The sequence below is a fragment of the Terribacillus sp. AE2B 122 genome, from assembly GCF_902497585.1.
In the GTDB taxonomy this organism is placed as follows: Bacteria; Bacillota; Bacilli; order Bacillales; family Amphibacillaceae; genus Terribacillus; species Terribacillus saccharophilus_A.
In genome coordinates this window covers 412,260-432,679 of record NZ_LR700943.1, presented here as the reverse complement: position 1 = coordinate 432,679, position 20,420 = coordinate 412,260, and the positions used below count along the sequence as shown (strand labels likewise).

At 43.8% G+C, this 20,420-nt stretch carries 17 protein-coding genes; 4 read left to right on the top strand and 13 right to left on the bottom strand.

What is annotated here, in order from left to right; translation table 11 throughout:
• Positions 1–36 precede the first annotated feature (36 nt).
• The 4 genes from AE2B122_RS07345 to AE2B122_RS07330 are packed head-to-tail and all read right to left on the bottom strand — an operon-like array spanning position 37 to position 3,444.
• Positions 37–1,452, bottom strand: coding sequence for a glycoside hydrolase family 1 protein (locus AE2B122_RS07345; protein ID WP_175073565.1), 1,416 nt, complete (start codon positions 1,450–1,452; stop codon positions 37–39).
• 1 nt (position 1,453) lies between these two features.
• Positions 1,454–2,782 (bottom strand): PTS cellobiose transporter subunit IIC, encoded by a 1,329-nt coding sequence (celB, locus tag AE2B122_RS07340; RefSeq protein WP_095218635.1) that lies wholly within the window; start codon positions 2,780–2,782, stop codon positions 1,454–1,456.
• A gap of 15 nt (positions 2,783–2,797) precedes the next feature.
• A complete protein-coding gene (locus AE2B122_RS07335; protein WP_175073564.1) occupies positions 2,798–3,133 on the bottom strand; it encodes a PTS lactose/cellobiose transporter subunit IIA in 336 nt (111 codons plus the stop codon).
• A complete protein-coding gene (locus AE2B122_RS07330) occupies positions 3,130–3,444 on the bottom strand; it encodes a PTS sugar transporter subunit IIB (RefSeq protein WP_175073562.1) in 315 nt (104 codons plus the stop codon). The genes AE2B122_RS07335 and AE2B122_RS07330 overlap by 4 nt, the downstream gene beginning before the upstream one ends.
• 288 nt (positions 3,445–3,732) lie before the next feature.
• Here AE2B122_RS07330 and AE2B122_RS07325 point away from each other — a divergent pair, with 288 nt between their 5' ends.
• Positions 3,733–4,794: a hypothetical protein gene (locus tag AE2B122_RS07325; RefSeq protein WP_175073560.1), complete on the top strand. Its 1,062-nt coding sequence runs from the start codon at positions 3,733–3,735 to the stop codon at positions 4,792–4,794.
• Between the two features lie 149 nt (positions 4,795–4,943).
• On the opposite strand, the gene AE2B122_RS07320 is transcribed toward AE2B122_RS07325, so the two are convergent.
• The 3 genes from AE2B122_RS07320 to AE2B122_RS07310 all read right to left on the bottom strand — a co-directional run bounded on the left by AE2B122_RS07320 (position 4,944) and on the right by AE2B122_RS07310 (position 7,526).
• Entirely contained in the window at positions 4,944–5,315 is a 372-nt protein-coding gene (locus tag AE2B122_RS07320; protein ID WP_095268395.1) for an STAS/SEC14 domain-containing protein, read from the bottom strand.
• A gap of 107 nt (positions 5,316–5,422) precedes the next feature.
• Positions 5,423–6,277, bottom strand: coding sequence for a pentapeptide repeat-containing protein (locus AE2B122_RS07315; protein WP_175073558.1), 855 nt, complete (start codon positions 6,275–6,277; stop codon positions 5,423–5,425).
• Positions 6,278–6,299: 22 nt separating this feature from the next.
• On the bottom strand, positions 6,300–7,526 hold the full coding sequence (locus AE2B122_RS07310) for a CdaR family transcriptional regulator (RefSeq protein ID WP_175073557.1): 1,227 nt from the start codon (positions 7,524–7,526) through the stop codon (positions 6,300–6,302).
• A gap of 215 nt (positions 7,527–7,741) precedes the next feature.
• Between AE2B122_RS07310 and AE2B122_RS07305 the strand changes: the two genes are divergently transcribed.
• On the top strand, positions 7,742–9,748 hold the full coding sequence (locus AE2B122_RS07305) for a methyl-accepting chemotaxis protein (RefSeq protein ID WP_175073555.1): 2,007 nt from the start codon (positions 7,742–7,744) through the stop codon (positions 9,746–9,748).
• A gap of 36 nt (positions 9,749–9,784) precedes the next feature.
• Here the strand turns inward: AE2B122_RS07305 and AE2B122_RS07300 are convergent, their stop codons facing one another.
• The 6 genes from AE2B122_RS07300 to AE2B122_RS07275 form a co-directional block, all read right to left on the bottom strand.
• Entirely contained in the window at positions 9,785–10,960 is a 1,176-nt protein-coding gene (locus AE2B122_RS07300; protein WP_175073553.1) for a GTP-binding protein, read from the bottom strand.
• Between the two features lie 3 nt (positions 10,961–10,963).
• Complete coding sequence (rpsN, locus tag AE2B122_RS07295; RefSeq protein WP_175073551.1) at positions 10,964–11,233, bottom strand: 30S ribosomal protein S14; 270 nt, start codon at positions 11,231–11,233, stop codon at positions 10,964–10,966.
• 16 nt (positions 11,234–11,249) lie between these two features.
• Complete coding sequence (locus tag AE2B122_RS07290; protein WP_175073549.1) at positions 11,250–12,452, bottom strand: GTP-binding protein; 1,203 nt, start codon at positions 12,450–12,452, stop codon at positions 11,250–11,252.
• Between the two features lie 58 nt (positions 12,453–12,510).
• The gene (locus AE2B122_RS07285) at positions 12,511–13,524 is read right to left on the bottom strand and encodes a GTP-binding protein (protein WP_175073548.1); all 1,014 of its coding nucleotides are present in this window, start codon (positions 13,522–13,524) and stop codon (positions 12,511–12,513) included.
• Positions 13,525–14,289: 765 nt separating this feature from the next.
• Positions 14,290–15,837, bottom strand: coding sequence for an L-glutamate gamma-semialdehyde dehydrogenase (pruA, locus tag AE2B122_RS07280; RefSeq protein ID WP_175073546.1), 1,548 nt, complete (start codon positions 15,835–15,837; stop codon positions 14,290–14,292).
• A gap of 20 nt (positions 15,838–15,857) precedes the next feature.
• Positions 15,858–16,775 (bottom strand): proline dehydrogenase family protein, encoded by a 918-nt coding sequence (locus AE2B122_RS07275; protein ID WP_175073545.1) that lies wholly within the window; start codon positions 16,773–16,775, stop codon positions 15,858–15,860.
• A gap of 243 nt (positions 16,776–17,018) precedes the next feature.
• Here AE2B122_RS07275 and AE2B122_RS07270 point away from each other — a divergent pair, with 243 nt between their 5' ends.
• Together AE2B122_RS07270 and AE2B122_RS07265 are read left to right on the top strand one after the other, a co-directional pair.
• Positions 17,019–18,056, top strand: a complete 1,038-nt coding sequence (locus AE2B122_RS07270; protein WP_175073543.1) for an endo-1,4-beta-xylanase — start codon at positions 17,019–17,021, stop codon at positions 18,054–18,056.
• Positions 18,057–18,074: 18 nt separating this feature from the next.
• Entirely contained in the window at positions 18,075–20,333 is a 2,259-nt protein-coding gene (locus AE2B122_RS07265) for a glycosyltransferase family 2 protein (protein ID WP_175073541.1), read from the top strand.
• Positions 20,334–20,420 lie beyond the last annotated feature (87 nt).

The following is a 20,420-nucleotide window of genomic DNA, read 5'->3' as shown; positions in this document are numbered from 1 at the left end:
TGCCAATGAAAAGGACGGCCATATTGGCCGCCACTATTAAAAACCGTTTCGCTGTACGACTTGTTTCATCCATTCGCCGCTTTTCTTAATAGTACGTTCCCCGTCCTTTTCCAGGTTAACCGACACGAAACCGTAGCGGTTTTTATACGCATTCGTCCACGACCAATTATCCATGAATGTCCACAAATGATAACCCTTTACATTCGCTCCTTCATTTAAGGCCTTGTGCACCCAGCGTAAATGATCCTTAATGAAATCGATTCGATAATCATCCTGAATGATTCCTTCAGCATCGCGAAACTTCTCTTCCCCTTCGACACCCATACCATTTTCAGATATGAAACAAGGGATGTTTCCATAGTTATCACGCAAGTTGACAAGTATATCGTATATTCCTTTTTCGTAGATTTCCCAGCCTCGATGCACATTCATCTTCCGGCCAGGCATCTCATAGGAATCAAAGAATCTATCAGGCATGAACGGTGCATCTGGGTGGACAGTATGTTCCTTTGCCTTCACACGCCGCGGCTGATAGTAGTTCACTCCGAGCAAATCGACAGTATTCTCACGAATGACCTTCAAATCGTCTTCCGTATAAACTGGCATATAGCCCTCATTTCGAAGTATGTCTACCAGTTTATGCGGAAATTCACCTTTCACAGATGGATCTAGGAAGGAACGATTGAAGAAAGCATCTGCAATCCGGGAAGCTTCCACATCAGCTGGATTACTACTTCGTGGATACGATGGTGTCAGGTTTAAAATGATACCAATCTCACCATCTTGTCCTTGTTCCCGATATGCCTGAATCGCAAGGGAACTTGAGAGCTGCGTATGATATCCAACTTGTACAGCACGTCTGAAATCTACGACATTTGGATAATGAAAGTCATACAAATAACCGCCTTCTACTGGCACGATCGGCTCGTTATGTGTGAACCACTTTTTCACTTTATCGCCGAACAGACGGAAGCATGCTGCCGCATAATCTCGATAGGCATCGACGACCTCCCTGCTTTCCCAGCCGCCTTTTTCCTGCATCACCATCGGCATATCAAAATGGAATAGATTTACGAATGGCTCGATATCGTTATCAAGTAATTCATCAATTACGTCCTGATAAAATGCTGCCGCTTTTTCATTGATTGCTCCTGTTCCTTCTGGAATCAGTCTTGACCAGGAAATCGAGAATCGAAAGGAGTTGTGGCCGACTTGCTTCATTAGAGCAATGTCTTCTTTGTAACGATAGTAGAATCCAGATGTATCGGCAGGACCGATACCGTTATGAAAACGGTTCGGTTCCTGCTCATACCAATAATCCCATATGTTCTGCGTCTTACCGTCTACATCCGCAGCACCTTCCATCTGAGGCGCCGATGAGGAAGAACCCCACCAGAAATTATCAGGAAATTGATAGTTACCTTGCTGTTGTTTTAGTTCTGTTACTTCCATATCAAATCTTCTCCTTTGGTACTTTTATGTCAGCTGCTGCATTTTTCTGCTCCGCTTCACGCTCCTGTTTGATATTCATTCTGTCGATGAATTTAAGGAATGGGAACCAAATGACGAATACGATCAAGACGTTAACGAGCTGCAGCAGTGAACCGGCAATCGAGTTGGTTGCCAGGAATCCGCTTATGAAAATTGGAACGGTCCATGGAATTGTTACCCCAGTCGGCGGCGGCACAAGACCAATAGCCATTGCTACATAGCTGACGACTGTTACGACCATTGGCGCGATGATCCACGGCAGCAGAATCAGCGGGTTCATTACGATCGGCAGTCCGAAAATAACCGGCTCGTTAACGTTGAAGATACCTGGTCCGATCCCTAGCTTACCGACCTGTTTCATCTGCTTGCTCCGCATGAACAGAAGGATTGCCACCAGCACAGCCAGCGTCATACCCGTACCTCCAGCTCCAACAAGATAGACCTCGATAAACTGTTTATTGATGATATGCGGTAATTCTCCTGTAGTTGTATAAGCTTGCAGGTTTTCCAAAGACAATGTATTCCAGATTGGATCCATCACCGAGTTGATAATGATTTGTCCGTGAAGACCGAAGAACCAAAGGATTTGGATGAAGAATACGGCAATCAATGTAGCCGTAAGCCCTCCGCCAAGTCCGACAAGCGGTGCCTGCACTGTATTGAAGATGACATCATGTAAATTTGTGTTGAAGCCCTGTGTCACAATGATATTAAGTATTAAGAATACGGTTAGCGTAACAACCGCCGGGATGAGGGCAGCGAATGATTTCGATACAGCTGGCGGTACACCTGCCGGCATCTTGATGACAATTTTCTTCTGTGTAATAAAACGATAAATCTCACCCGAAAGGAATGCGACAATCATACCGAGGAACATACCCTTTGCTCCAAGACGATCGACAGCAAGCACATTACTTACTACTTCACCGCTTTCCGTCGAAACGACATATGGTGTCAGCAGTAGAAATGCGGTCAATGCTACAGCTCCGCCGAAAATAGCTTCCACACCATAGCTTTTCGCCAAGTAGTACCCTATACCAAACACAACAAAGACAGACGCGATATTCATTGTGGCATTCGGCGCTGGTCCAAGCGATTCCTGGATTCCAGCTACCAGTGATTCACTCATCACATTGTCCAGGAAGGGCAAGTTGGCCAATACGACCATGATCGAACCGAAAATCGTCAATGGGAACGCCAGCATAAAGGCGTCCCGCAGAACACCGAGATAGCGATTGTTATTCAGCTTACCAGCAATCGGAATCAAAAACTTACTAAACTTATCGAACATTGCCTGCTTCCTCCTTTAGCTCTTCAGCTCTTGGAAAATTGGTATCATTTCTTTGACCATTTCCTTCATCGTCAATGTAGACATAAAATGGTCCTCTGCATGAAGGAACAAAAGAGAAAGTTCCTGCCGCTGCTGACCTGCTGCTTCCTGCTGTACCAGCTGGAAATGGACCTTGTGCACAAGTGACAGATCATCCTCAGCGTCTGTCAGCATTTCATTGACTTTCTCTATGTCACCCTCCCGATAAAGCCGAAGCGCTTGCAGAACTTTACTTCTGGCATTACCGCTATGCAGGATCATCTGAAAACAAACCTGCTCCTCAGTCAGCTCTTCCAATTTCAGATCGCTCATGATGTAGCTCCAATCAGTCCAAGCGCCTGTTTATACGCTTTCTCTCCGTCAGCCATCCCATATGCCATCATGTCGATTACTTCGACCTGGATACCATATTTCTCCGCTTCAGCCGCAAGTTCTCCTTTCAGAAAGCTCATTTGCGGCCCGATTAATACAACATCAGCATCAGCCATTTCTTTCTTCGCTTGATCCTGTCCAACCGCCCAAATCTTTGCTTCTTCCCCAATAGAATCTGCAAACGCTTGCATTTTTGTGACTAAAAGACTCGTACTCATACCGGAACTGCATGCTAAAAGGATTCTGTTCATTGGATAACACTCCTTGGTTTTATTAAAAGCGCTTTCATTTGTATTATATAACTTATTTTTCATTTGTCTAGACATTTAATTATAAATGTTTATACTTTTAACGAATCATCTATTTGTTTGGCAATAGGAATAGGCTTCCAATGTCTAAATATGTTAAACTAGCTTTATCTTTTTAGGGACGGTATAGCTGCTTTTGAATCAGATGAAAGTAGTTTTCTTATAATCGCAGTCTATTAACACCACCCCCTTAACCGTCCAGCATATTATGACTAATAGGAGTATTGGTATATGGCTGTTATTGAAAGTGCGGAACAATTTGTTACACATTTACACACATGGCATAAAACAATAAAAACACGCGACCGAGCTCAATCAGCTAAGCTGCGCGAGGAAGCATATGCCGCTTTACATGCAAGTGAATTTACGGACGAGCTATGGGATCGTTTTTTGCTGCTTGATGCGCGGTTTGATTTTCTAAAGGGAGATATTGATCTTTGCGAGGAAAAGCTGCAAAGATTGAATCCGGATGAGCTGAATGATTACCAGTCTTTTTTCTATTACAGTTTTCTGGCAATCGTGAAGTACAGCAGAAAAGAGTACTTTACGGCTATCAATCTATTGGAAAAAGCAGAATTACATATGCATGCAATTGAGGATGAAGAAGAGCATGCCGGCTTGCATTATAATAAAGCGATGCAATTCTATTATTTGGACATCAATGCCTTGTCCAGTTTTCATTTGGAACAGGCTATATCCATTTACGCGAAAAATCCACAATACGAATTAAAGGTAGCCAATTGCAAATCCCTCCAAGGATTAAACCAAATCGATCTGCGGGAATTCGATAAGGCAGAGAACAATCTCCTCGAAGCCCTCTCCATTGCTGAAAAACTCGGACAGGAAGATATGGTTGTTGCTTGCGGATTCAATATCGGTCTCATGTACCACAAACAGCAGGCCGATGAGAAAGGTATCCCATACCTGATGCAGACCGTTACCTATTCGGAACATCCCTTGTATGTACAAGCACTGTTCACGCTGACTCGTTCCCTCTATATCCTTGGAAAATCTGAACAAGCGCAAGCCTATTACAAAACTGGCATGCGTGTATGTGAAGAAAAGGGCAATCTGGAGTATCGCTGGCAGTTCGCCATTCTTTGGGCGAAATATGTCGATCGTGACACAATGGATTATGTATACGATTCAGCTATCACTTATTTCAAAGAGAACGGACTGTTCTACCTGATGCGCCGCTATGCGCGCGATTATTCTCAATTATTGTGGGAAGCCCAGCAAATCGAACAATTCCATTATTATCATAAACTAGCATTGTCGAATGACTTCCAATGAAAAACGGCTCATCAGTAGATGAGCCGTTTTAAATGGACTAGAATAATAGCTTTAATAGATATCTAATGTAGATCACACTTCAGTATTGATTTTTTATCGTGTTAAAACCATGATCAATATATAAGCAAGGAATAAAATCTCCTAATTGGTTAAAAGTGATTGATCCAAATGAGCGCTTGTTCATAGTCATCAAAAAATTTCACGGAGTCTCTAGTATTAGATTGTTGTAAATAATCCATGATTTCACCTTCTTCAAGGAGAAATGCAATTGCCTTACTGTGATTCAGAATACTTTCATCAAAAAATTTATCTTTCCATGCTTTTTGAACAGAAAAATGATCTGGTGTGTAACCTTTTCTATCCACCAACAATTTGTATTTACGACCCTCAGAAATGAATTGCTGACAAGCTTGCTCAAAACCGTTGAACCATTCATTAACATCTTCAATTTTAATCTTACCAATTAGATGGGTAGTAATTAACTCTCCTGAAGTTGTTGTGCTGATATTTTGTTCAATCAACTTGTATCATCTCCTGGTTAACATTAGGTCTTGAAGTAAGTCTAATGATGCTTTCTTTAAAGCTGGTTTCATTATTGCTTCATCTTCATCACTACATACTCCTCTGCTTAAGATGCCCAATGGGATGGCTGTACCAGGTAGGAAGGCAACTGTGTTTGTTTATTTCCTTTTGCCGAATTAATTTGCATCTGCGTCAAGAACATACTAGTAGACAGATTGGCTCCTTCCAGATTCGCATCACGCAAATCTGCGCCGATAAAGTCGACAGCCCGTAAATCGGTATCTTTTAGGTCAGCTGCAATCAGATAGGCTCCTCTAAAATCTGCTGCCCTGAGGTCTTTCCCTTTTGCATTTTTTCCTATCCAATCTGCACCTCTATAGTCCAATACTCGGTTGCCAGGTATGGAGTTTGTTATAGAACTTCGGATGTGACTGCTCGTCTTGGAGAGCAGCTCATTCACAGGCATTCGGAGCTCCATTATATCCAAATCTAACAAGCTGCCAGCATCGAGATTTGTTAAACTTTCCAATTCCTTTAGCTGAAGTGTGAGTTCTTTATGCAGATCCTGCGGCACTTGGTAAGACAACGCCTCTGTAACATAGGCTAGCATCTCAAACAGCTGGACCATCACTGGGAAGACAGAGAACATTTTTTCGGCGACTTGCTTGCTTTCTCTCCAATCCTGTCCTTTGAATGTGGTTTGAGAGACTTGTTGACCGGCACCAAAGCAATCAAAAACAGTACATCCCTTATAGCCCTTCCCTCTCAGATCACTATGGATCTGACAACGAAAATCAGACTCCAGGTTAGGACATGGAACACCTGCTGGTTTGTCTATAGCAAAGTCGCTGGATGCCACAATATGAAGTGCTGTACAGCATAAGCCAAAGCAGTTTGCACAATCTGCTTGCAAACTCACTCTATACTCACCGGCAGTAAGGTTATCGATTTGAAAAGACATTAGCACTCTTCCTTTTCGTAAATTACTTTTCTTCTCTTCCCCTCGTCATCAAATCCAGTAGCAGCTGAAATCTCTGCAGCATATCCGTCAAATCAAGCTGCAATGCCTCATTGATCTGATTAATCCGATAATTTACCGTATTCGGATGAACAAAGAGTGCTGCTGCAGTAGGTTTGATCTTACAGTTATGAAGCAGATATATTTCAAGGGTTTTCAAGAGTTCCTTCTTATCGTTCGGATCAAGCTTTCGAATCTTTTTCAAATGTTCACTTTCATAGCCTAGCTCGTCATTTTTGTCAGCTATGGCCTGCAGATACCGGTATACATGCAAATCTTTGTAATAAAGAGAGACTGGACGATGGGTCAGCCTGCTGGCATGAATCACCTCTTTTGCTTGATTAGCGCTTTTCAGCAAGTCGAGAGGATTTTGATAGATACCGCCGACGCCGCACAGGACAGTTGTATCTTTATCCTTCACATAATCACGGATCCGCTGGATGACTTCTCTAGCTAATGCTTCGATTGGTGCATCAGCTCGCTTTCCGCCGAGTACAATGAGCAGTATGTCGTCTTGTGTGAGCACATGGTGCAGTTTATCCTCAAGCTGTAAGGATGTCTGGGCAACCTGCTGGAGATCGTAAAGGAGCTTATCGTCCTTAGTTATCAGTTCAACAGCCGCAACAGCAAAATGTTCGGGTAGCTTCACGCCGAATTCCTTTGCTCCCCACTCCAAATCAGTAGCGGATTTATATAACTTATTAAAAATATTCTGATAAAGTTGATCCTCTTTTTCCTCTTGCTTCAGCTTCGACTTCTGAATGTCATAAATAAGTCTGCCAATGTGAAAGGAAATATCATATAGAAAACTAAATCCTTCAACAGGCAAAGGTTCCTCCATCTGCTGAATCCAAATGTAGCCCATGATGCGGCCTTCATGCTTTGCACTTACTACAATCCTAGTATTCAAGCCTATATCCGGCATTGCTTCTACTACAAAAGGACGCTCATATGTTTTCAGCTTGTTAACGACGCCTGCATCTATGAAAGTTTCATAAATCGGCAGTGTCCACTTCTTCGTGAAAATCGTCTGCTGGTTCGCTTCATCAAAATGTTGGATATAATGCGAATTATACGCAAGCAACGTATAGTCGGCACTCTCAACAATCACTGGCCGCTCCAGCTCGAAGCTAAGCAAATCGATAACAGCATCCAAGTCATTTATGGATAATACCCGATCGAATAACTCCATAGCTCATACCCCTAAGCATTTTCTTTTATCATACTCCAGCAGAAGAGCTTTGCCTAGATACTTCCTTTTTTTCTATAAAAACCAATAATATTGATAAACTTTAACTAAGAAATAGTTCTCTTTAATTATTTATATTAAAAAAGCTACATAATTCTATTTACCTACCGATAAATACATGTAGCCGTAATTCAGCAAAGAGAGGGACTATATAAATAATGAAAGAAAACAAAAAAAGTGGTAATTTCTTTAGCAGAAAGATATTACGTAAGATCATCTATCCTATTATTGTAATGTTTATCATAATGGGTTTGGTTACTGCCTTTTTCAGTTACCAGTTCAGCAAGAATACAATGCTTGAGAGCCAGACAGAGCAGATGAATGATCAGACTGTTGTTCAGCTAGACAGCATCTATAATCTGTTTTTGGATAATATCGAAACTACGATAGCAAGCATCAGTAAATCCGATTCGCTGCAGAATAACGATACGGAACAGCTTGTTCGGACAATGGAGCATAATACAAAAGATAATCCCAATGTAGAGACTATTTTCTATCAACCAATTGATGGCGATATGATTGTATATCCTCAATCTGACTTACCTGACGACTTTGATCCAACTACTCGTCCTTGGTATCAGCTTGGGTTGGAATTAGAAGAAAACGTGGGATTTACAGACCCGTATGAATCTAAAATTTCTGGCGAACTCGTAGTAGACGCGGTTAAGCCTATCTTTGACAACAATAATCAGTTAAAAGGATTAGTTGTTGTTGAATTTAAACTCACACGTTTAGTAGAACTTACAAAACAAGTCAAAGTAGGAAACACTGGCTTTGCAGCTGTATTTGATTCTGCTGGTCGCTTCGTATCCCACCCTGATCCAGAAAATCTGGGAACAGACGCTACGAAAGAAGACTTCTGGAAAAAGATCATGTCTTCTGGTCGATCAGGTATCGTAAATTATAATTTCGAGGGAGAAGATCGAGTACTAGCTTTCACCACGAACGATCGTACAGGCTGGACAATTGTCGCCATCGTTCCCACACACGAATTCAGCGATATAGCAAAAGGCATTATTCTGCCTCTGGCGATTACTGTATTGATTGTGTTAGCTATTGCACTGCTTGTGACCTTCTTCGTCGTAAACTCAGTTATCAAACCGATTAGAACGCTTCGGAACAAAATGAAGCAGGTAGAAGATGGTGACTTGACTGTGAGGATGAACAATAAATCTGTCGATGAAATCGGTGATCTATCTGGCAGCTTTGATAATATGATCGGTAACATTCATGGCATGATGCAGAACAACACTGCAATTTCTGCTAATGTTCAGTCCGCATCGCAGGCACTGGCGGCGAATGCAGAAGAAAATGCAGCCACTTCCGCAGAAGTAGCGGCGACTATGGAAGAAATTTCTGCTGGTACAACGAGTCTGGCTGAAATCATGGAACGCAATACTGTTGCGACAGAAGCGTTATCTGAGAATATCAAACTGGTGAATGCGCACAACCAGCAAGTATATGAAGAAGCGCTGGAAATGACGGAATCGGCTAAAGTCGGTGGTTCACAGATGCAGCAATTGATTGAGCAATCAAAAGATGCTATCGAAGCAACGAGCAAGATAGAACAAGCTGTACAGAACCTGCAGCAAAAATCCGCTAATATCAGCGGTATCGTTAATACGATTACAGATATTGCCGGACAAACGAACCTGCTGGCTCTGAATGCTGCAATTGAAGCAGCACGTGCTGGGGAGAGCGGCAAAGGTTTTGCTGTTGTGGCAGATGAAGTTCGTAAGTTAGCAGAACAGACAGAACATGCACTTCGCGATATCGGTTCTATCGTACAGGAAATTCAATCTGAAACGGCTGAAACAGCGGCCTTCGCTACAAAGACTGGCGACGTTGTCCGCGGACAAGAAACAGCCGTAAATAACACAAAAGAAATCTTTATCCAAATCCAGCAGGCAATTGCACATAACATGGAATTGACTGCAAGGACGAAGGAAGAAATGAAACTCATGATGGAAAGAGAAGCTACTCTAGCGACCAATACGGGCGAAATTGCCGCAATAAGTCAGCAGACAGCAGCAGGTACAGAAGAAATTACGGCGTCTGTAGCCGACCAAACCCATAGCATGGATCAATTGAAAGAGTTAGCTGAAAAGCTTGAGCAGGATGCCAATACATTACAAGAGCAACTGCAGCAATTTAAATTAGATTAACAAAAACCCGCTTTCCAAATGGAAAGCGGGTTTTCACTATACAAAGGCTGGTAGCGGATCAGAAAATATGGCACTATTCTGCTTCATTTCCACATCTGTCAGTAAGCACGCATCCAAACTCCTTGTTATTTCTTCTTTATCTAAACCAATACCAATAAAAACCAGCTCCGTCATTCTATCTCCATACTCTGGGTGCCATCTAGCGGCTAGTTCCTCGTCCTCGGCTCGTATAGCTTCCTGTTCTTCCGGCGAATACGTGCTGATCCACGGTCCCGCAGCCTCGATTGCCAGCGATTGGCCAGCCTGCGATAATAAGCCGCTTGTATCCGGGCGAGATGCGAGCCAGAAAAAGCCTTTAGCCCGCACTACTTCACTTGGCCATTTCTCCAGCCACTTCATCCAACGCTCTGGATGTAACGGCCGTTGCCTTCGATAGACAAAAGAAGAGATTCCATACTCCTCAGTTTCCGGTATATGCTCACTGTTCAGCTCTTTGATCCAGCCGGCAGATTGGCTGGCTTTTTCAAAGGAGAATTTCTTCGTATCCAAGATACACCCTGGATCTGCTGTCCCATACTCCGTTTGATGGATGTCCGCTTCTGGGTTCAGTGTATGCATCAAGCTGTACAACCGCTGCAGTTCTTCCTGATCCAGCTGATCTGCTTTATTAAGCAAAATTACATCTGCAAATTCGATTTGGTCGAGCAGTAGATCAGAAATTTCCCGTTCGTCTTCTTCAACGGCCTGCTGCTGTCGATCCAATAATGACTCTCCTGATTGATAATCATGCCAAAAGCTCCCCGCATCTACAACCGTAACCATCGTATCCAGCCGGCATTTGGCAGACAAGTCAATTCCGAGTACATCTTCTTGATACGTAAAGCTCTGTGCTACTGGAATGGGCTCAGATATACCTGTGGATTCAACAATAATATAGTCGATATCCAAATCTGCCAGCTTGTCGATTTCGATGATTAAATCTTCTCGAAGCGTACAGCAGATACACCCATTTTCTAGCTGGATTAGCTTCTCATCGGTGCGCTTCAATCCGCCCTGCTCGACCAAATGAGCATCTATATTAATTTCACTCATATCATTCACGAGTACGCCTATTTTCAGGTGCCGCGTATTAGCAAGCAAATGATTGAGAAGAGTAGTCTTGCCTGCTCCAAGGTAACCGCTCAAGACGGTTACCGGTATTCTTTGATCCACCGCTTACCAGCTCGCTTTCCGCACACCAGGCACTTGCCCTTTATGAGCATACTCACGGAATATAATCCGGCTCATTCCGAATTGCCGCATATAGCCGCGCGGACGTCCGGTAATTTCACAGCGGTTTTTCAATCGTGTCGGAGAAGAATCACGAGGTAATTTCTGTAGTGCTTCGTAATCTCCTTTTTCTTTCAATTCCCTGCGCAGTTCTGCGTATTTCATCACCATTTCCTGTCTTTTCTTTTCTTTAGCGATTTTCGATTTCTTTGCCATTATTTTTCCCTCCTATTTATTGTGCTGTTTGGATATTCCAGCGAAAAGGATCTGCCAGCTGTGACCAATCTCCTGCCATCTCTGATTCCGTCAGCAGGCAGCTGTCCAGTTCCTCTGTTATTGCTTTCTGATCTAATTCTGTTCCGATGAACACAAGCTGCGTTTTTCTGTCTCCATATTCGGGATGCCACTCTTGATTGATGGTTGGATTTTCCCTTCGGATGAACTCCTGCCGTTCTTCTTCCAAGGAAGCAACCCAATAAGATACTGGTTCGATATTCGCTGCTGGTCCAGCTTGTGAAAGGAGTAGAGCGAATTGATTACGCGTCGCACACCAAGTGATCCCTTTGGATCGAATGATGTTTTCTGGCATCGTTTCTACGAATTGCATGAAGCGTTCTGAATGAAAAGGATGCTGCCGGACATATGTGAATGATCCGATGCCATATTCTTCGGTTTCAGGCGTGTGCTGTTCAGGCCCATTCTCCAGTTCTTTCAGCCAGCCCGCAGACGAGCTCACTTTCTCAAAGTCAAACAACTGGGTAGACAATATTTCCTTAGGATTCACTTTTCCATGTGTTGCTTCAATGATTTTTGCCTCCGGCTGCAACAAACGCAGCACATGCTTCAATTCACGCAAGGCCTTTTCTTCCACAAGATCACATTTATTCAGGATCAGCACATTACAAAATTCAATCTGATCAAGCAATAGGTCGGCAATTTCTCGTTCATCATTCTCAGCAACCTCCTGCTGTCTATCCAACAAACTCTCCCCGGAGCCGAAATCATGCCAGAACCGGTTTGCATCCACTACTGTCACCATCGTGTCCAAAGTAGTAAAGTCTGACAGATTAATATTCAACTGCTCATCGATATACGTAAATGTCTGCGCGACAGGTACGGGTTCGCTAATGCCGCTTGATTCAATGAGAATATAGTCAAAGCTTCCGTTCTTCGCCAGCTTCTCTACTTCGACCAGTAAATCATCCCGCAGTGTGCAGCAAATACAGCCATTGGACATTTCAACCAACTGTTCATCTACTCGTGATAAAGTACCTTCGTTTTCTACCAATCCTGCATCAATATTGATTTCGCTCATGTCATTGACAATGACCGCGACCTTCAAGCCTTCACGATTGTGCAGAATATGATTGAGCAGCGTTGTTTTCCCGGCTCCCAGGTACCCACTTAAAACTGTTACAGGTATTTTCTTGTTCATTTCATTCCTCCTAATTGTAATTGTTACGATTTAAAAATCACGAAATTTTTTTCGGACTTTACGCGCCCTTTGTAAGAAAATCGTCTATATCACCAAGACAATAAGCAAAACCAGTCCGCAGTTCTTCTTCATCCAGCTCTCTGCCTATAAAAACCAGTTCATTCTGCTTTTCTTCTCCTTGCTTCCACTCTCTGTCAGCAGTACTTGCAAACAGCATATGCACGCCTTGGAACAGCACTCGCCTGCTCTGCCCTTTCACATGGAGAATACCTTTATAGCGGAATAAGCTTTCTCCTTTTACTTGAACCAAATAAGAGAACCAAACATCTAAACGCTTCGGGTCGATCTGCCGCTCATCCTTCAGCACGATTGCTTGAATGTCATCATGATGGTGGTGATGGTGATGGTGATCCAGCATGTCAGGACGAACACTCATTTTCTGATCAAGCGAAAAACTGAATACATCAAGCAATTTAAATAATGGAACAGAACTGTTTTGTGTGAAGAAAACTTCCGCTTCTGGATTCATTCCCTGCATGCGTGTTGATAGTAGTTTCAACTCTTCTTCTGAAACAAGATCTTGTTTATTTATGATAATTTTATCTGCAAAAGCAATCTGCTCCCGAGCAACTGCATGAGCATTCAATTGTCTGTCGGTATGTAAAGCGTCCACGACTGTACACACACTATCCAGTTCAAACCAGTACCGCATAACATCGTCCATCAAGAAAGTCTGAATGACAGGCGCAGGATTTGCCAAGCCTGTCGTCTCAATGATCACGCGCTGAAGCTCGGTTCCATCTTTATGCGCACGAACGAGCATGTCTTTGAGTATTCTAATCAAATCACCGCGTACATTGCAGCAAATGCAGCCATTATTTATTTCAACTATTTCTTCCTTCGTTTCCTCGACAAACTTTCCATCGATTCCTGTTTCACCAAATTCATTGATGATAACGGCCGTGTTACTACTTCGTACGTCACGAAGAATGCGGTTCAATAACGTCGTCTTCCCCGCTCCTAAAAACCCCGTCAAAATAGTGACTGGAATCTTATTTGTTCTATTAGACATGATTCACCTCTCAAACCTAATTCGTAATTGTTACGATTTAAATAATACATGATGAGGCACAGCTTGTAAAGTCTGTATCCTAAAAATTGTCTGGGAGATAACTTTACAAAGTGTTTGTTAGATTGATGAAGAGTCTGTAAAATTGGTTTCAATATATCCTGCATGGGGTATAATCTGTGTGAAACACCGAAAAGGAGAGATGTAACATGCGTAACAAACTAGAAGAGACACCAAAGGTAATTCATTGCAAAGACGACGCTGAGTTCAGAGACTGGCTGACAAGATTAAGTGACCCAGAGAACGAAGAAGAGTTAGACGGCTAACCCCTTCTCCTCTATCTTCCTTCTTTTTTATTTCCTCATATATAAAAAGCGTGCCTATGATGGCACGCTTTTCTTCGTTTTTGGACGAGTTTTGCTTGGTGGAGCTGTCTAGCTGCGAAAGCCAGGAACTGCGGCTTTAGCGATGAATCCCTAAGTGGGGAAGACACCCACTCCGGGCTTTTTCCGCTTTTCGAGCTGTCTAGCTACAAAGACCAGAAACGGAGATGTAAGCAATGAATCCCTGCGTGAGGAGTTCACCCACTCCGGGCTCCCTTACTTACATCTCCGTTTCTAACCGGTCTTTTACGCTTTTCTTAGCTGTCTAGCTACGGAAATCAGAAACTGCGGCCTAAGCAATGAATCCCTGCGTGGGGAATACACCCACTCCGGGCTCCCTTACTTATTCCTACGTTTCTAAACGATTTCCTTCGCTTTTCTTGTTTTAATACATCTCACTTACAGTCTTCGCCAGCATATGAAGCTGCAAATAATCCGGGCCGCCGGCTTTGGAGTCGGTTCCTGACATTTTGAAGCCGCCGAATGGGTGGTAGCCTACGATGGCGCCGGTGCAGTTGCGGTTGAAGTACAGGTTGCCGACGTGGAATCGTGCTTTAGCATATTCGATGTGGGCTCTGTTTTTCGTAATGACTGCGCCAGTCAGGCCGTACTCGGTGTTATTGGCAACGTCGACTGCTTCCTCGAAGCTGGATACTTTAGAGAAGCCAAGGACTGGTCCGAAGATTTCTTCCTGCATGATGCGGGATGTCGGTGACAACTCAGAGAAGATGGTCGGCTGGATGAAGAAGCCTTTACTGTCATCACTGGAACCGCCGCTTACGAGCTTACCTTCCTGTTTGCCGACTTCGATATATTCGGTAATCTTATCAAACGAATCTTGATCAATGACTGGTCCCATGTACACATCTGCACTTTCTGGTGCTGCAGTAATACGGGATTCTGTAATTTCAATAACGCGCTGAAGCACAGCGTCGTATACCTTTTCATGAACAACAGCACGAGAGCCAGCCGAGCATTTTTGTCCGGCAAAGCCGAATGCGGAAACTGCGATTGCATCTGCTGCAAGTTCGATATCAGCATCTTCATCAACAACGATTGTATCCTTCCCGCCCATTTCTGCAATAACGCGTTTCAGATGCTGCTGTCCTGGCTGGACCTTGGCTGCTTTTTCGAAAATACGTGTGCCGACATCACGTGAGCCAGTGAACGTAATGATGCTTGTTTTCGGATGCTCAACTAGATAATCGCCTACTTCGGCGCCGCTTCCTGGTACGAAGTTAATAACGCCTTTTGGAACACCAGCTTCCTCTAGCACTTCAACGAACTGAGCAGCGATGACAGGTGTTGCACTTGCCGGCTTGAGAACAACCGTGTTACCTGTCACTAGCGGCGCAACAGTTGTACCAGCCATGATAGCAAACAAGAAGTTCCATGGTGAAATAACGACAGTTACGCCCGTTGCTGTGTAGATGTAGCGGTTTGCTTCACCTTCACGTGACATGACAGCTTTACCAGGGGCAAGCTCTATCATCTGACGTGCATAATATTCCATGAAATCAATTGCTTCTGCTGTATCCGCGTCTGCTTCCTTCCATGGCTTACCTGCTTCCTTAACGAGAAGCGCTGAGAAATAATGCTTTTTGCGACGAACTATCGCTGCTGCACGCATCAATATATGTGCACGTTCCTCAGGCTTCGTATAACGCCATGTTTCAAAAGCTGTTGCCGCTGCCTCGATGGCACGTTCCGCATGCTCCTGAGAAGCTTTGGAAACCTCGCCGACTACTTCTTCTTTGTTCGCTGGATTGATAGAGACGATTTTCTCATCGGTCGTCACTTTTTCACCGTCAATCACAAGCGGGTATGATTCTCCCATCACCTTCTGTACCTGCTCCAGCGCTTTATGAAAAGCCTGCTGTTCTTTTTCCTCTGTAAAATCGGTGAACGGTTCATGTTTATAAGGTGTCGTCATGATCAATCGCTCCTTTTCCTTTATTTTTGGGTCATACCTTTGAATGCGAATGCAATATTCGCCGGTCGCTCTGCCAGCCTGCGCATGAAATAGCCATACCAATCATCGCCATAAGGTAAGTAGATCCTAACCTTATAACCTTGCTTGACCAGCTCCTGCTGCAGCTGCTGCCGCATGCCGTATAGCATTTGAAACTCAAATTTGTCTTTCCCTATCCCTTTTTCTAGAGCATAATGTTTAACAAAGGACACCATCCGATCATCATGTGTCGCAATCGCTGAATAGCTGCCGCTGTCCAGCTGCTTTGCAATCAGCTTACGATAATTCGCATCTACATCCCGTTTTTCTGGGAAAGCGACAGATTTCGGTTCTTTGTATGCCCCTTTGACTAAACGAATGAACGGCTGCAAATGTTGCAGTCTGTCAAGATCATCACTACTGCGGTAAAGATACGCCTGTATGACGGTACTAACATTCTGATAGTCTGCTTTCAGCTCTTGGAACAAATCCAGTGTCTTTTGACAGCGTTCTGAATCCTCCATATCGATTGTCACCATCACATCCAGACGATCAGCAGCTGTCAGGATGCGTCGAAGATTCAAACGGACAAGTTCTTCACTGATATCAAGTCCCAATGACGTCAATTTTAAGGATACTTGTGCATCCAGATTTGCAGACTTAATCAGCTCAAGAGCTTCAACTGCTTCACCAGCTCGTGTTACAGCTGTTTGCGGATCAGCAACGTATTCACCAAGATGATCGACCGTCACACTCATCCCTGTTTGATTCAATTGCTGGATAAACGGAACTGCTTGATCGAAGGACACACCTCCGACGATTTTTCCTTTGACCATTCGAATGCCATATAAATTAGCCAGTTTATTCAACGGCTGATTTTTTGATAAATACAAGAAAAAATTGCGAGATAAAGCTTCCAACTGTGACACCTCCCAATCCACTTGCACATGTGCTATACCTTTATTGTAGAAATTCATTGAAGGGCTTTCAATATGCAGAAAAGACAAACAATTTTAGAGTTTTTGTGTAAAATACACAAAAATAGTCATGTGAGGAAAGTTACATTTTAGGATGGGCTGGTTTACTATAGGGTACTTTTGGAAAAAGGTACTTAATTGCCGATCCCATCCGATAACTACTATATAATTACTGGAGGGCTTCTTGTGAAAAAGCGTAAATGGATTTGGATCGGAGGAGCAATCCTCATTATCGGAATTGCCATAGGAGGATATCTAATGGAAAAACAGACGCTTCGCAGACTTGCCGAAAACGATGATTTGCTGATTGGCTCCTCCATTCGCTATGATGCCTTGCTGGAGGATGATACATATCAAAGACTTGCCACCACCGAATTCTCCAGCTGGACTATCGAGAACGAGATGAAGATGGATGCAATGCAGCCAGAGCAAGGAGCCTTCAATTTTGTAAAAGTAGATGAGATGGTGCAAATGGCAGAGGAGCATGACATCAAGCTCCGGGGACATGTGCTTGTTTGGGGAGAAGCACTCCCAGAATGGGTATCCCAACAGGTTGTAGATCGCGCTTCAGCAGAGCAAGTACTCAAAACCCATATTCAGGAGCTTGTTACGCACTACAAGGGCAGCATGGACACATTTGATGTTGTCAACGAAGCGTGGAATGATGATGGCACTTTACGGGATACGATTTGGCTCCGCACGATTGGACCTGATTATATCCCCCTCGCCTTCCAGTGGGCACGCGAGGCCAATCCAGATGCCAAGCTCTATTACAATGACTATGGTAATGAAATGTCCAACGCCAAGTCAGAAGCAATGCTGGAAGCCTTGACCTCTTGGAAAAAAGGTGGCATTCCAATTGATGGTATTGGCATGCAAACGCATGTAGATGCAGCTGATCCTCGCTTTTCGAAGGAACGCATACAGGAATGGTTTACCCGCATAGAAGATGCAGGCTTCGATATCGCTGTCACAGAAATGGATGTGAAGCTGCAGAATCTGAATAATGGGGATGCAAAAAATGTCCAAGCTGAACGATTCGGTGACGTGATGGAGGTTTGTCTGGATACTCCTGCCTGTGGAGAGTTCACCGTATGGGGCATATCCGATAATCACAGCTGGGTTACCGAGCAGGAATCCCCTAATGGCAAACCGTTACTTTTCGATGAAAACGGACAGCCGAAGAAGGCCTATAACACACTGAAACGAAAACTATTATTCTAAGCAAGGAAGTGATACATCTTGCAAACTTCAGAAATCATTTGGCTAATCGCTTCCACAGTCGTTTTGCTCGTTCTTTATGCTTTAGCACGAAAGCATTTAGCTGCTAAATATTTGCTGCTGGCAGCCTTTCTAGCTATTAACCTCGTTTACTTGATTTGGCGGACAGCATTCACCCTGCCGACGATAGGCATACTCAGTCTGATACTCGGTATTCTTCTGCTCGTGACCGAATGGGCTGGTTATTTACAATCCGTTGTCTTTACCATTCTCTCCTGGAAACCGTTCCAACGGAAAACAATTCCGCTTTCGGAATTCCAAGAGCTGCCGACTGTAGATGTGTATATTGCCACCTACAATGAACCTGCTGACCTCTTAAAGCGAACAATCGCTGCGAGTCAGATGATGACTTATCCTAAGGAAAAGCTCAAAATTTACGTCTGTGATGACGGCAGACGAGCAGAAATCCGCCAGCTGGCGGAATCAATGGACGCGTATTATATTGATCGTCCCGATAACAAACATCAGAAAGCCGGAAACTTGAACCACGCTATGACAAAAACAGACGGCGAAATCATCGTCACGATGGATGCAGACATGGTGCCGCGCGCCAATTTCCTTGAGCGAACGCTTGGCTACTTTACCGACGAAAAAGTATCATTCATCCAGGCACCTCAAGTGTTTTACAATGCAGATGCGTTTCAGTACAATCTTTTCTTCGAGGATAATATTACGAATGAACAAGACTTCTTCATGCGCCGCTTGGAAGAAGGTAAGGATCGCTTCAATGCAACGATGTATGTCGGAAGTAATGCCTTGTTCCGCCGCAGTGCATTAGAGGAAATCGGCGGATTCGCAACAGGCGTCATTACCGAAGATATGGCAACAGGTATGCTTCTCCAGACAAATGGGCAAAAAACGGTCTTTGTTAATGAAACTTTAGCTGTTGGCTTGTCCCCAGAGACGTATGCCGATCTCTTGAAACAGCGTGACCGCTGGTGTCGCGGAAATATCCAAGTTATCCGGAAATGGAATCCGCTCACAATCAAAGGTCTTAGCTTCATGCAGCGTTTATTGTACATGGACGGTATTCATTACTGGTTCTTCGGTATCTATAAGATGGTGTATTTGCTGGCACCTTTGTTGTTCCTGCTATTCTCCATTTATAGTCTGCAAACTGATTTCTCGACTCTATTATTGTTCTGGCTGCCGGCGTTCCTATCATCACAGCTTGCGTTTCGCCGAATGGCAGATAATAAACGTACGACGATCTGGAGTCACATTTATGAAGTGGCACTTGCCCCATACATGGCTGTATCGGTACTTACGGAACTATTCTTCCGAAAATCGATTAAATTCAATGTCACCCGCAAAGGTATATTGAATAATCGCCGTCATTTCCTCTGGCGGACAAGCACACCATATGTCATTCTGCTCGCAATGAGCATCATCAGCATGATCATGATCGGAATCGACCTTTATACACCAATACAGCTTTACGATAGTGTCGATATGCTTTATATCAATATTTTCTGGGTGCTGTATAATGCTGTTGCACTCGTCATGGCTTTGATCATTTCGGTGGAACGACCACGATTTCGTGAAGCGGAACGCTTTGACGTGACACTTGACGCAGAACTACAAGACAGCGTGACTGACAGGACACACCCAGTGCGAATCATCGACTTAAGCGAATACGGCGCTCGTTTGGAACTGCTTGATACGAAAGCTGCTGACCTGCTGTCTGTTGGAAGTACACTGATACTATCGGCAGGTTCACTCCAAGGCTTGAAGCTCCACAAGCACTGGGTGTCCCAGCAAGGAAAGAGCTACTATGCCGGCGTATCCTTCGAGGATGTAACCAAAGAGCATTACCGTGCCCTTGTTAAAATTCTGTTCGTCGATGCACCTGACATCTATTCCAGCCGGGAGTATGTAAATTCAACATTATGGAATGCAACTTCCCGCTTCTTCCGCCAAACACGAGCTGAACCGAAACAATCCGAGCGGCAGAGCATCAGGGAAACTATCTCGGTACCAGGCACCCTTTATTTAGCGGATAAAGGTAAAGTGGAAACTACTCTGATCGATTACAGTCTGAGCGGCTGCCAAGTCGAATTGAGAAAACCAATTAAACCAGGTCAAGTTCTGCGTCTGCACGCTAATCATAACAGCTTCCGTGAAAGTGATGTCCGTGTCCAATGGGTGCAAAAGCGCGGACGCAAATATTTGGCAGGGTTGAGGTTCCTGACAGAGACAGCTGATTCAGATACTGCATGATATTTTTAAAAGATAGTTTTACTTGAATACAATAAGCGGATTAAAATACCCCCTCCAATAAGGAGGGGGTATTAACATTGTTTAATT